Genomic DNA, 10,670 nt, shown 5'->3' with positions numbered 1-10,670 from the left:
AAGGCCGACTTCCAGGAATACCTGAAGCAGGTCGAGGCGGGGAATGTGGAATACCTCTACAACCCCGAACTCGCAACCAATCAGCAAATCAATATGAATACGGGCGCTTGAGGAGATCATCAGTGAGTGCACAAGATACAGTTCTGGTAGTAGGTGCGGGCCCTGCGGGCCTGTCGGCGGCGGCTACGGTAGCAGCCATGGGCAAGAAGGCGGTGCTGGTCGAGAAGGAAGATGTTCTCGGGGGTGCACCCATCATTTCTGGCTACGCCAAACTCGTGCCCTCGGGCGAATGGGCGAAAGACGCCATTGGCCGCATGGTCAGCCGCGTGGAGGGTAACGGTAACGTCAGCATCCACAAGTCCACCAAGGTTACTCAGCTCGAGGGTGAAGCCGGCAACTTCACTGCACATCTCAGCAACGGTAACAAGGTAGAAGCCGGCAGCATCGTGCTCGCCACGGGTTTCACCCATTTTGATTCCATCAACAAGCCGGAGTGGGGCTTTGGCACCTACGAAGACGTGTTGACCACTACCCAGATGGAGCAGATGGTGGGTACTGGGCAAATCCGCTGCCCTTCCGATGGTCGGGTGCCGGAGCGCGTTGCCATTTTGCTCTGCGTGGGCTCACGTGATCGGCAGATCGGTCGCGAGTGGTGCTCCAAGATTTGTTGCACGGTATCGGCAAATCTTGCCATGGAGATCAAGGAAATCTCGCCCAGCACCGACGTGTTCATCTATTACATGGATATCCGTACCTTCGGCCTCTACGAAGACAAGTTCTATTGGAAGAGCCAAGAAGAGTACAAGACCAAGTTCGTAAAGGCGCGTATTGCCGAGGTGACCAAGTCGCCGGATGGGCGTCTGCTGGTAAAGGGTGAGGACACCTTGGTCAAGCGCCCGATCGTGATCCCCATGGATATGGTGGTACACGCCATCGGCATGGACCCGAATGCTCTCAACCCCGAAATCGCCAAGACCTTTGGCATCGGTCTCGAGAAGCATGGCTTTATCGATCGCGCCGAGCAGTATACCAACAGCCAGGGCACGACGCGCAAGGGTATTTATGTGTGCGGTGCAGCTACGGGACCGGAAACCATTGATGATTCCATTGCCCAAGGCCAATCGGCTGGATCACGGGCGGTTGCGGATCTTTTCTCTGTCCAGAAAGTGGCTGTCTGAATCGAATGCAAGCAGAGTCCGTCACTGCCGGGAAAGTACCAATTGAGCTCGACCTTGGGTTGCTCAAAAAGTCTTTCTATGAGCTGGAAGAGGCTCTCGAGGGTCAGCAGGGACTCTCAGACTTGGTTGCCATGTTGGAGGAAAAATCCCGGGTGATCAGGGGTATCCTTGGGCAAGTCGATCAAGGACTGGACGAGTCCCAGATGCGTAGCTTGGTGGAGCGTATGTTTACGGCCCGCCGCAAGCTTTGGCCCACGCTTCAGGAGGTTGGGCCGAGAGCTTTTTCCTCTGCAGTTGCGGATCTGCTTGATGGGCATGGTGACCTCGCGCAACGCATGCAGCGTTTCCAAGAGGTAATTCCCGCGCAGGGTAAAGCGCAGCGAGCGCTGCGGGATGTGGCTGCGGAGTTGCTGCATTTCGGTAACCCCGAGGTGTATCCGCTCATGACCCGCTGGGTTTGGGATCAAGGAACGAGCTCCGGAGCCATTCGGGAGTTTGTCCGCGGGGGAGACTATATAACCGATTTCCCTCTCGGGGAGAGTCCAGAGATGTTTGAGGGAGTTCGAGATTGGATGCGACAAGGCTTGGCAGAGCTTGGTGTCTACCGTGATCTCCCCTATCTCATCGATGTCCTACTCGCCTACCAGTATTCTCAGTATCTGCGGGCGATGGCAGAGGGATTTCTGCGCTCTGACTTCGGTGGACAGTCGGACTTTATCGAACAGATTCATAAGTTATTGGGCGTGGAAACGCAGCGACGTATGGGTGGCTCTCGTATTAAGAGCAACGACGTTCACTAGTTTTTCAATTAGGAGTTTCGGTTATGGCTATTCATGAGAAGACACTGATCGATCCAGATCGCATTCTCGAGCACGACCATCTGGTCGTCGACGGTGTGGACGTTTCCGGATCGTGGAATACCATGATCTCCCCTCGTACCTTGGTGGATTACGAGCCGGATTTCGAAAAGATCATCCAGAGCTTCAGCGGCGGTGAAAATGTGCATCGCTGCTGGCAGTGTGGTTCTTGCACCAACTCCTGCACGATGTATGCGCAGAATGTGGACTTCAACCCACGCTACTGGATCTATCTTATACGCCTGGGTCTCAAAGCGGAGTTGCTGAAGGACAAGGACATTATCTGGCAGTGTGTTTCGTGCAATAAGTGCACTAACATCTGCCCAAAGGACGTGCGGCCCGAGGGCGTGATGAAGGCCACTGCGCACTGGCTCGAGGAGAATGGTTACACCCCAAAGACGCTCTCCACGCACTTCGATGAGGAATTTACCCATCAGTGCTTGGAATACGGTCGTATTGAAGACACCGAGGTGATGATGGGCTTTTTCAAGCGCTCCGGTCAGCCCTTGGTGCAGACCTGGATCATCAACTTCGGCAAGAATCTGAGCAAGCACCTACCGCTGGGCCAACTCGCCAAAATGGGCCTAAACGTGGTCTTTCGGCCCAAGACCAAGTCTTGGGGGCGCACTGGTGAGGTGTTGGCGGAGTATGTGAAGATGCAGAAGGAGGCCGCGCATCATGGCTAAAGTTGCTTACTATCCCGGTTGTGCCTTGGAGGGATCCGGCGGCCCGTACGACAAGTCGACGCGGGTATTGGTCAAAGAGTTGGGTCTCCAGATGGAGAATCTGGAAGACTACAATTGTTGCGGTGCCATGGAGGTGAAAAACATTCATCCCATGCTGCAAACGTACATGTCTGCCCGTAACTTGGCGATTGCGAGCAAGCTGCAAGGTTGTGACACCGTCATGGCGCCTTGCAATGGTTGTTACCGCAACCTCAAGCAGACGGAGTATGAATGTGCGACCTCCGAGGAGACCATGAAAACGGTCAAGGATCTCGCGGAAAAGTCCGGAGACCCGGTGTATGACGGTGACGTGCGTACTTTGCATGCTCTGGAATGGTTCATGGAAGAAATTGGACCAGAGGGTATCAAGAGTCGAGTCAAGAAGAGCCTCAACGGTTTGAAGATCGCCAACTATTACGGCTGTATGTACACCCGTCCGCGGCAGATTTTCCCCGAGAAGGATCAGGGGCCTGGTTCTGAGTCCTCGTACGCCCCCCATTTCATGGATGATCTGTTGGGAGCGGCCGGGGCGGTTGCGGTGGATTTCCCGCTGAAGACGGCTTGCTGTGGCGGTGCACATACACTCTCCGACTCTGACACGTCAACGCAGTTGGTGCTCAATATCCTGCAGGCGGCAGAAGATGCCGGCGCAGAAGTGATCGCCACGGAGTGCCCAACCTGTCATTCCGGTTTGGAAATGCACCAGGTGCGAGCGGAAGTAGAGTTCGGCATCAAGACCAACGTCAAGGTCATTTACTTCACCCAGCTTCTTGGGCTGGCCATGGGCCTTTCGCCGCGTAAGGTCGGGATTCCCGACAACGTCAGCGACTCCATGGATCTCCTGGCTGCCAAAGGCATCGTCTGAGCGTGGTCGAAGAATACGCCCCTCCGGGGGCGTTTTTTTTCGTAGCTATGATAACGAGGAAAAGGCCATGGAATGTAATGGGTGTGAATTTCGAGCCGAGCTCTACTACGATAAGGAGAGTCAGGTCTGGGCACGGCGAGAGGATGATGGCAGCCTTACCGTGGGGATGACCGATATCTCCCAGTCCATTGCCGGTAAGATTTTGCACGTCCGTGTCCGTCGTCCGGGTACCAGAAGACCGATCGGCAAACCGGTAGCCACCATCGAAAGCGGCAAGTGGGCCGGGCCTGTACCCAACGTGTTCGATTGCGTGATCGAGCTTGCCAATGAGGATGTGCTCGAGGATCCCAATCTTCTCAATATCGAACCCTATGAGGCGTGGATTGCGCGGGTGCGACCAGTCGCGAGTCTCGACGTCGCTCTGAAAGACATGGTTACTGGTGAGGCCGCCTTCGAAATGTACAAGGCGCGTTGTCTGCGGGATGACATTCACTGCGAGCGAGGGATGCGATGAGTAGCCACTACCTGGAGGAAGGCGACGAGAAAACCGTTGTCATTGTCATGACCAGCGGGCCAAGTACGGCCCACCGTTGTGCCACACCTTTTTATTTGGGCGCCTTGTTGTCATCCATGGATGCAGAGGTTAAGATTTTTTGCACCATGGAAGCAGTCAAACTGATGCAGAAGGGTGTTGCCGAAAATATGGCAGCCATGGAAGGCGGCAAGCGAATCATCGAGTTTATTCGGGATGCCAAAAACGCTGGGGCAGAGCTGTATGTGTGTCGGCCGGCGCTACCGGGCTACGCCATGGAAGAGACTGGCCTGATCGACGAGGTCGATCACGTCGCTTCTGCTGGAGATCTGGCCGATCTGATTCTCTCGGTCGATCGGCTTTTGTTTTTCTGAGGGTTTTGTCCCTGTCTTTAACTGTCATTGTCCGTACACCTCAAGGAGGACTTTATGGGTACCGTTCGTGGTTGTGAAATTCCGGAAGATTTGCTGTACAACGTCGAAAACAACGTATGGCTGCGTAAAGAAGACGATGGCACCGTTACCATCGGCATGACTTCGTATGCCTGCGCCCTTGCCGGACAGATCGTTTCCTACACCCCGAAGGGTGCTGGCAAAGACATCAAGAAAGACAAATCTGCAGCCACCGTAGAATCTGGTAAGTGGGTAGGACCCTTGAAGAGCCCGGTCAGTGGTACGGTTGTTGAGAGCAACGAAGAGGTCGCCAAGGAACCTAGCTTGATCAACAAAGATCCCTACGGCAGTGGTTGGATCTCTAAGCTCAAGCCCACCGATTTCGATGCTGATGCCGCTGATCTCAAGACCGGGGCAGATGCCTTGGCTGCCTTCGAAGAGAAGATGAACGCCGACGGTTTCGGCGGCTGCTAAGTCTTTCTCGCTACTGTTCAGCGGCTGTGTTCACAGCCGCTGTTCCCTTTTCCTGCACAGGACGGATGCGCTCATGAACTCATGGTTGGACGCTGTTTCCCAGGTTGAAGCCCTCGAAGATCTGCGGCTTGATGCCCATTTGGTGTCTTCCATGCATGAACGTTGGCAGAGCTTGTCGGGGTCCCAGGTTGGTCGCATCAATTTCTATACCCCATCCTTCCGACACCACGAGACGTCTGAGTTGTCTACCACGAGCTGTGGCAAAAATGCCTTTCCAGCAATCTCCATCACCGGCGGCGAATGTAAGCTGCAGTGTGATCATTGCAAGGCCAAAATCCTCGAACCGATGATCCCCGTGCGCTCTCCTGAAGAGCTCGATCGCCTTGTCGATCAGATCGTTCTCGATGGCGGACGCGGTTTATTGTTGTCGGGTGGCTCCGATCATCAAAACGTGGTGCATTACGAGCCCTATTTTCCCACCGTCAGTAAGATCAAGGCCCGCTACCCAGACCTCCAGATTGCCATGCACACTGGTATCGCAACGCCGGAGTTCGCCCGCGGCATGGAAGACGCCGGGGTAGATGTAGCCATGATGGACGTCATCGGGGCGCAAGATACCATTTCTCAGGTCTACCACTTGCGCCGCAGTGTGGACGACTTCGAGGCGGCTCTCGAGGCGTTGGTGGCGACTAAAATGAAGGTCGTTCCGCACATCGTCATCGGCCTGCACTATGGTGCGATGCTTGGCGAGTGGAATTCCTTGGAAATCGTGCAGCGACACCTTCCCAGTGCACTTGTTTTGGTCGTCATCATGCCGCAGTACGCCAGTCAAAGTCGGCCGTTCGCGACGCCGCCGAGCGCAGAGGTGGGTAAGTTCTTCATGGATGCCCGCGCGAGTCTGCCGGATACTCCGGTGCTCCTGGGTTGCGCCCGCCCGGGTGGGGTGCACCGTTCGGAAACCGACACCTATGCGGTAATGGCCGGTCTGAACGGGATCGCTTTTCCCTCGGATGGCATGCTCGCTCTGGCCAAGCACCTTGACCGGGATGTTTTTGTTACGCCCTCCTGTTGCTCCATGATCGTGGGCGAGGAGGTCTTGGCCCTGGGCGAAGAGAGTGGCGCGATTCCCCTCGATCACATCCCGGCGGCACCTAAGCGCCGGCCAGCGTTACGCGACATTCCCATCGTCGTTAGCGCCTGAGCACAGTGCCCTGCGCATGGCCCCTGCAAAGAAACCGGTGGGAGAGCTTTCACGGTGGTCGGTGGTCGACACTGGTCTGCGAAGTGCCGACGAAAATATGGCTGTCGACCACGCCCTGATAGCGGCCTTGGCGGCTGGCGAGTGTGGACCTACCTTCCGTTTTCTCCACTTTACCGATTGCGCTCTCTTAGGACACCATCAGTCGCCGCAGCAGGAACTCGACCTGGAGTTCTGTGCGCGCGAGGGTGTGCAGATACAGCGGCGATTGACCGGTGGTGGGGCGATCATTTTCGATCCAAGTCACCTGGGTTGGGAGTTGGTGTGCCAGCGAAGCGATCTCCCAGCTGGTGATATGAGTTTGCTCGCACGCGAAATCTGTGAGGCGGCGGCCTTGGGCTTGCGCAGTATGGGGATTGATGCACGCTTTCGCCCGCGCAACGACATCGAAGTTGACGGTCGTAAAATTTCCGGCACGGGTGGCATCATCGACGGCCAAGTCGTACTGTTTCAGGGCACCGTTTTGATCGATCTGGATATTCCGCGCATGTTGCAGGTCTTACGAGTGCCGGCAGAAAAACTCGATGCCCACGCCATACAATCGGTGGCAGAGCGGGTCACTAGCCTGCGTACCCTTCTTGGCCGTATTCCTGCCAAGGATGAGGTGAAGCGAGCCTTGTTGCAAGGATTCCAGCAGTATTTTGGCTGGGATCTGCAAGATGCTCCGCTCCCAGCTACGGTATCGACTCGACTGGAAGAATTCTTGGCGATCGTGCGTGATCCCGAGTGGCTGAACTTGCAGGATCGTCCTTCGAGTGAGCAACCCTTACTGCAGGCTGTGCATCGCAGTACCGGAGGCACCTTGCGTAGCTCCTTGCTTTGGGACGAGCGGGGACGGCGGATTCGACAGATCACCTTCAGTGGCGACTTTTTCTTGCAGCCACGCCGCGCCTTGGTCGATCTCGAGGCCGCCCTGCGCAACAGTCATATCGACGATTTACCAAATATCGTCGAGCGTTGGTACGTTGACACCCCTGTCGATGCCTCTGGTTTGCTTCCCCAGGATTTCGTTGCCGTGGTGCGTGAGGCCTTGGCATGCGTGTAGTCGATTGTGATGTCCTCGTGGTTGGGGTTGGTCCGGGTGGGGCGGCGGCAGCTCGGGCGACCGCTACGGCGGGCCTGCGCACTCTCGCCATCGACAAGCGCCGGGAAATCGGCGTGCCGGTGCAATGCGCCGAATTTGTCCCTATGCCGCTGATGCGCAGCGTGCGCGAGACCCTGTCGCAAGTGCAGGAAGTGAGCGGCATGCTGACGATTCTGCCCTCGGGTGCCCGTGAGCATTCGGTGTTTCCCGGATTAATGATTGATCGGGCACGTTTTGATCAGGGGCTGGCGAAATTGGCGGAAGATGCGGGTGCTGAGATTTGGCAACGCAGTCAGTTTCGGTCTTGGGATGGAGAGATCGCGACGGTGCTCCAGGAGCAAGAGGCCGTCGCCGTTCGCCCGCGCTTTCTCCTCGGTGCCGATGGCCCCCACAGTGCCGTCGCTGAGGCCTTCGGGGTACCTCCACAGCCTATTGTGTTCACGCGCCAGTATACCGTGCCGCTGCTGCAGCCCTACCAAGATACGGATATCTTTCTCTCCGATGCCTTCCCTGGTGGATACGGTTGGCTCTTTCCACGTGGGCCCGTGGCCAACCTGGGTTTGGGTGCAGATCGGCGCTTTGCAGACAATCTCAAGGCCCCTCTGGAGCTACTGCACCAGCAAATGCAGGAGCGTGGCCTAGTGGGTGCGGAGATTTTGGGGCGAACGGGTGGTGCCATTCCCGTCGGGGGGCTTCGCCCGATGGTGCACGAGCGTGCCCTATTGATTGGGGACGCCGCAGGGCTGACGCATCCCATCACTGGGGCCGGTATCCCGGCCGCTGTGATCAGTGGTGAGGCGGCAGGACGTGCAGTGGCAGCTTGGCTGGCCGGCGATGCCGATGCCCTGCAAGAGTACGAAGAAGATATGACCGACCAATTTGGGCCAGCCTTGCAGCGCGCCATAGAGCGGCGGCGGGCATTGGAGGCCGTTTGGCATCAGCCGGCGGCACAGGAGGATCGCGTCATGCGATCTGGATGGATTGCTTTTCCGGAGTATTTTGCTGCCTGAAGGCGGCTCGTCGAGGAGGATTTGTCATGAGTGCGGTCGTCACCGAAAATCAACCCCTGAACTTTTACCGGCCCGACTATTTCGTCAAAACGCCGGCCATGCGTTCGCCCGAGTATGTGCAGTTGAGTACGGCGGCGGCCATCACCCTGGGCTTGATCCCGGGTGTGATGCACCGTACCAGCTGCACCCACTGTCTGAACCTGCTCATGACCTATCCCGAGGGTTGTCGTGCCAACTGCACCTACTGTGGCTTGGCGCGCCATCGGGAAGAGAGCCGGGACTATGCCGATCGCAATTTCATTCGTGTCGACTGGCCTACGGTGCGGGTCGATGAAATGCTCGAGCGTATCCTTGCCAATAGCGACAAGGGGCAGTTTGAGCGTATGTGCATCAGTATGATCACCCATCCCGATTCCGACCATGACACGCAGGTGGTACTGAAGCGCTGGATGGAAGTCGCGCCGCACATCCCGGTCTCGATCCTCTCCAATCCAACGACCATGGAGAAGCAGGATCTCATCACCCTCAAGGAGTTGGGTGCCGATATCTTCACTGTTGCCCTCGACGCCGTCACCCCAGAAATTTTTGAGCGTACCCGCGGTAAGACGGTGCAAAGCCCGCATAGCTGGGACAAGTATTGGCAGACCATCGAGTGGGCTGCGGAAATCTACGGACCAGAAAAGTTCGGTGCGCACCTCATCTGCGGCATGGGCGAGACGGAGCAGGAAATCCTCGAAGTCTGTCAGCGCATGAAGGATATGGGCGGACACAACCATATGTTTGCCTTTTTCCCGGAGAAGGGCTCGATGATGGAAGACTGGGATCCAGTGCCCCAGGATCAGTGGCGGCGGGTGCAGCTCGGGCGTTTCCTGATTGACTATGCCGGTGGGCGTTTTGAGGACATGAGCTTTGATCAGTACGGGCGCGTGGAAGACTTCGGCTTTCCCCAGGCTGAACTCGAGAGCATCATCGACTCGGGTAAACCCTTCCAGACTTCGGGCTGCCCGGGTAAGGACGATGAAGAGGTCAGTGCCTGTAATCGACCCTATGGTGATTCGTCGCCCTCGGATATTCGTTCTTTCCCCTTTGCCCTGAATAAGCAGGACGTAGAAATCGTGCGGCGGCAGATGCGTTTGCAGGAGCTGCAGTTTCCTGGATGATGTAGATTTTGGGCGAGAGAAAAGGGGCATTTGCCCCTTTTTCTATATGAGCATGTTCTGATTTAGAAAATGCTTGTATTTTTCCTCTTGATCAGTGCAAAAAAAAATTGATTATTTCAGTTCTTGAAACACCTTGGTCTATCGGCCACAATCATGATGTCATTTGGCAACAAACAAGAGGGCGGAGATAGTGAAGAAGACAAAAATTCTGGGTTGTGCAGTTGCTGCGGCCATTGCTGCCGCGGCTTTTTCTGGTAGCGCCTTTGCCACCAATGGCTACCAGTTGATTGGTATCGGCCAGTATGCCGTGGGTATGGGCGGTGCCGTGGTTGCGGCTCCTGACGATCCTTTGTCCGCCGCCATCAGCAATCCTGCCGGGCTGGCGTTGATGCATCCGCAGGCGGCCTTCTCGGCACAAGTATTCAATCCGACCCGCAAAACGAACATGGGCTTTGGTGAAATTGGCAGCCATAGCAACGTGTATGGGATTCCGGCGATTGGATGGGTTGCGCCTGCCTTTGGTGATGGCATTGTCTTTGGTGGTGGTGTATACGGTACCTCTGGTCTGGGTGTGAATTACCTCCAAAATGTGCCAGCCAATCCGCGGGGGTTTCCTTATGGTGGTTATGCGCAGGCTTACAGCAGCATAACTTTCATTCAAATGGCGCCATCTATCGCCATGAAGGTTAATGATCATCTGGCCGTTGGAGCATCGCTAAATATCGCGGCTGAACAGGGCTCTTTCCAGCAGACATTGACGCAATTTGCTCCCGCAACAGTTATTCAACCAGGCGTTGGACAGGTAAATACAGTTGTGCCCGTCTCCTCTGGCTTAAATCTATCGACACCGTCCTGGGCCTACGGCGTGGGCCTAACTATTGGTGCTCTCTACAAAGTCAACGACATGGTTACCCTAGGTGCGACCTATAAATCGCCCATGATATTCACGCCTCTCACCTTCCAAGCTGGGACGCAGTCGGCACAGCTTCCTGACGGTAGCCCGGTCCAGGGCGCATCGGGACAGTACAGTGGCCACCTAAACTATCCGCAGCAGATCGCGCTTGGCATCGCTATTCGTCCAATCTCCCGATGGTTGGTGAGTATCGAAGGGCAGTGGATCAACTGGCATAACACA

The 10,670-nt window shown here is 56.2% G+C and carries 12 protein-coding genes; all 12 read left to right on the top strand.

Annotated elements, in window-relative coordinates:
* Window positions 1–122: 122 nt before the first annotated feature.
* The gene (locus RTI30_RS09835; protein WP_312261797.1) at window positions 123–1,178 is read left to right on the top strand and encodes an FAD-dependent oxidoreductase; all 1,056 of its coding nucleotides are present in this window, start codon (window positions 123–125) and stop codon (window positions 1,176–1,178) included.
* Window positions 1,179–1,183: 5 nt separating this feature from the next.
* A complete protein-coding gene (locus tag RTI30_RS09830; protein WP_312261799.1) occupies window positions 1,184–1,978 on the top strand; it encodes a hypothetical protein in 795 nt (264 codons plus the stop codon).
* Between the two features lie 23 nt (window positions 1,979–2,001).
* Window positions 2,002–2,721 (top strand): 4Fe-4S dicluster domain-containing protein, encoded by a 720-nt coding sequence (locus RTI30_RS09825; RefSeq protein WP_312261801.1) that lies wholly within the window; start codon window positions 2,002–2,004, stop codon window positions 2,719–2,721.
* The gene (locus RTI30_RS09820; protein ID WP_312261803.1) at window positions 2,714–3,625 is read left to right on the top strand and encodes a CoB--CoM heterodisulfide reductase iron-sulfur subunit B family protein; all 912 of its coding nucleotides are present in this window, start codon (window positions 2,714–2,716) and stop codon (window positions 3,623–3,625) included. Before RTI30_RS09825 ends, RTI30_RS09820 begins: the two co-directional genes overlap by 8 nt.
* Window positions 3,626–3,692: 67 nt before the next feature.
* On the top strand, window positions 3,693–4,139 hold the full coding sequence (locus RTI30_RS09815) for a glycine cleavage system protein H (protein ID WP_312261804.1): 447 nt from the start codon (window positions 3,693–3,695) through the stop codon (window positions 4,137–4,139).
* Complete coding sequence (locus tag RTI30_RS09810) at window positions 4,136–4,531, top strand: DsrE family protein (RefSeq protein ID WP_312261806.1); 396 nt, start codon at window positions 4,136–4,138, stop codon at window positions 4,529–4,531. The genes RTI30_RS09815 and RTI30_RS09810 overlap by 4 nt, the downstream gene beginning before the upstream one ends.
* A gap of 54 nt (window positions 4,532–4,585) precedes the next feature.
* A complete protein-coding gene (locus RTI30_RS09805) occupies window positions 4,586–5,023 on the top strand; it encodes a glycine cleavage system protein GcvH (protein WP_312261808.1) in 438 nt (145 codons plus the stop codon).
* A 73-nt stretch (window positions 5,024–5,096) separates the two neighbouring features.
* Entirely contained in the window at window positions 5,097–6,224 is a 1,128-nt protein-coding gene (locus RTI30_RS09800) for a radical SAM protein (protein WP_312261810.1), read from the top strand.
* Window positions 6,225–6,240: 16 nt separating this feature from the next.
* Complete coding sequence (locus tag RTI30_RS09795) at window positions 6,241–7,326, top strand: lipoate--protein ligase family protein (protein WP_312283704.1); 1,086 nt, start codon at window positions 6,241–6,243, stop codon at window positions 7,324–7,326.
* Window positions 7,317–8,375, top strand: a complete 1,059-nt coding sequence (locus tag RTI30_RS09790; protein ID WP_312261813.1) for an NAD(P)/FAD-dependent oxidoreductase — start codon at window positions 7,317–7,319, stop codon at window positions 8,373–8,375. The genes RTI30_RS09795 and RTI30_RS09790 overlap by 10 nt, the downstream gene beginning before the upstream one ends.
* Before the next feature lie 26 nt (window positions 8,376–8,401).
* The gene (locus RTI30_RS09785) at window positions 8,402–9,535 is read left to right on the top strand and encodes a radical SAM protein (RefSeq protein ID WP_312261815.1); all 1,134 of its coding nucleotides are present in this window, start codon (window positions 8,402–8,404) and stop codon (window positions 9,533–9,535) included.
* Between the two features lie 190 nt (window positions 9,536–9,725).
* Window positions 9,726–10,670: outer membrane protein transport protein (locus RTI30_RS09780; protein WP_312283703.1), on the top strand; the 945-nt coding region annotated here is incomplete at its 3' end.

It is taken from the genome of Candidatus Igneacidithiobacillus taiwanensis, from assembly GCF_031962545.1.
Lineage (GTDB): Bacteria > Pseudomonadota > Gammaproteobacteria > Acidithiobacillales > Acidithiobacillaceae > Igneacidithiobacillus > Igneacidithiobacillus taiwanensis.
The sequence above is the reverse complement of the archived record's forward strand: the minus strand, read 5'-3'. Positions and strand labels throughout refer to the sequence as shown.

Excerpts from the sequence above, each read along its gene's own strand:
- RTI30_RS09830 (WP_312261799.1), top strand. The coding sequence starts at position 1,184 with ATGCAAGCAGAGTCCGTCACTGCCGGGAAAGTACCAATTGAGCTCGAC.
- RTI30_RS09825 (WP_312261801.1), top strand. The coding sequence starts at position 2,002 with ATGGCTATTCATGAGAAGACACTGATCGATCCAGATCGCATTCTCGAG.
- RTI30_RS09820 (WP_312261803.1), top strand. The coding sequence starts at position 2,714 with ATGGCTAAAGTTGCTTACTATCCCGGTTGTGCCTTGGAGGGATCCGGC.
- RTI30_RS09815 (WP_312261804.1), top strand. The coding sequence starts at position 3,693 with ATGGAATGTAATGGGTGTGAATTTCGAGCCGAGCTCTACTACGATAAG.
- RTI30_RS09810 (WP_312261806.1), top strand. The coding sequence starts at position 4,136 with ATGAGTAGCCACTACCTGGAGGAAGGCGACGAGAAAACCGTTGTCATT.
- RTI30_RS09805 (WP_312261808.1), top strand. The coding sequence starts at position 4,586 with ATGGGTACCGTTCGTGGTTGTGAAATTCCGGAAGATTTGCTGTACAAC.
- RTI30_RS09800 (WP_312261810.1), top strand. The coding sequence starts at position 5,097 with ATGAACTCATGGTTGGACGCTGTTTCCCAGGTTGAAGCCCTCGAAGAT.
- RTI30_RS09795 (WP_312283704.1), top strand. The coding sequence starts at position 6,241 with ATGGCCCCTGCAAAGAAACCGGTGGGAGAGCTTTCACGGTGGTCGGTG.
- RTI30_RS09790 (WP_312261813.1), top strand. The coding sequence starts at position 7,317 with ATGCGTGTAGTCGATTGTGATGTCCTCGTGGTTGGGGTTGGTCCGGGT.
- RTI30_RS09785 (WP_312261815.1), top strand. The coding sequence starts at position 8,402 with ATGAGTGCGGTCGTCACCGAAAATCAACCCCTGAACTTTTACCGGCCC.